This is a genomic window from Pseudoroseomonas cervicalis ATCC 49957, assembly GCF_000164635.1.
Lineage (GTDB): Bacteria > Pseudomonadota > Alphaproteobacteria > Acetobacterales > Acetobacteraceae > Pseudoroseomonas > Pseudoroseomonas cervicalis.
Genome location: NZ_GG771092.1, coordinates 1 through 957, shown reverse-complemented (window position 1 = coordinate 957; position 957 = coordinate 1). Strand labels below are relative to the sequence as shown.

At 77.6% G+C, this 957-nt stretch carries 1 protein-coding gene; it reads right to left on the bottom strand.

Translation table 11 applies throughout. The features are described from left to right. Window positions 1–668: ATP phosphoribosyltransferase regulatory subunit (locus HMPREF0731_RS21910; RefSeq protein WP_007006448.1), on the bottom strand; the 668-nt coding region annotated here is incomplete at its 3' end. Window positions 669–957: the final 289 nt, after the last annotated feature.

The window sequence follows — 957 nt, the reverse complement described above, 5'->3', positions numbered from 1 at the left end:
CCGGCAGCGGTCAGCAGCCCGGGCAGGCCATTGGCGGGCGGCCCGGCCTCGGCGGCCAGCTCCTGCACGGCGGCGGCGTCCTTGCGGTCCAGCGCGCGGGCCAGCCTGCGGCGCAGCGCGCCCTGCACCCCGGCGGCGTCCAGCAGGGCGGGGGCCATGGTGGGCAGGGTCAGGTCCAGGCTGACGCCCTGGATGCCGATCGCCGCCAGCGCCTCGACGCCGAGCAGCGCGACCTCCGCATCGGCCTCGGGGCAGTCGGCGCCGATCAGCTCGATGCCGGCCTGGGGGATCTGCCGCTCCGGCGCCAGCTGGCTGCCATGGATGCGCAGCACCTGCCCGGCATAGGAGAGGCGCAGCGGCCGCGGCACATCGGCCAGGCGCGTCGCGGCGATGCGCGCCACCTGCGGCGTGGTGTCGGCGCGCAGCCCCATCATGCGGTGGCTGTCCGGGTCCATCAGCCGGAAGGTCTGGTCGGCGACGGCGCCGCCGGAGCCGGCCAGCAGCGAATCCTCGAACTCCAGCAGCGGCGGCTTGACGCGCTCATAGCCATGGCCGGCGAAGACCGCGAGCATCGCCTCCACCAGCGCCGCCTCATGCGCCGCCTCGGGCGGCAGCAGGTCGGTCAGGCCGGAAGGCAGCAGCGCGGGGTTGGGCAGGTCTTCGGTCATGGTTCCAGGGCCAGGACACCGCGCGGCGGGCCGGGCGCCCGGCGCGGGCGGCGGCGTTGCGTCGGCAAACGGGGCGGTGTGTGGCAGCCGAGGGCGCGCGGGGCAAGGGCGGATCGCGCAGGCGGGCCATGCCGCGCCGCCAGGCGTGACCGGAGCGGCGCTTGCGGTGGCGATCCGGCCGGGCCAGCAAGCCGGGATGCGCCGCGACCGCGACCCCGGCCCCACCCTGCCGATGCTGCTGGCCGCCCGCGGACGGCCGGACCGGCTGCGCCTGCTGGCCGGCCGGCTG